This window comes from Labilibaculum sp. DW002, from assembly GCF_029029525.1.
Lineage (GTDB): Bacteria > Bacteroidota > Bacteroidia > Bacteroidales > Marinifilaceae > Paralabilibaculum > Paralabilibaculum antarcticum.
The window spans coordinates 1-308 of the sequence record NZ_JAKJSC010000030.1 but is presented as its reverse complement, the minus strand read 5'-3'; the positions used below and the strand labels follow the sequence as shown (position 1 = coordinate 308).

The following is a 308-nucleotide window of genomic DNA, read 5'->3' as shown; positions in this document are numbered from 1 at the left end:
TACTGTAAAAGGAAACATCGATTACGACTCAGCTGATTTGACTGATCACAAAGCGACAGTTAGCGTAAAAGCAACCAGTACAGATTTATCACATACAAGTAAAAATTTCGAGATTGCAATTACTGAAGCTGATGGCACAACACCAGGTGGAGGAGATACCGATCATCTGATCACTGGAAAAGATATTGCAGATATTGATACAAATTCAAATACAATTTCAGAGAATGCATCAGCAAACGACATCGTTCATTTGACAGCAAATGTAGTTGATGAAGATGGCGATAAGGTAACTTACGAGTTGACTAACG

1 protein-coding gene is annotated in these 308 nt (G+C 38.0%); it reads left to right on the top strand.

What is annotated here, in order from left to right; genetic code table 11:
- Positions 1-308 (top strand): hypothetical protein (locus L3049_RS21565; protein ID WP_275111908.1); only part of this gene is annotated, 308 nt, incomplete at both ends.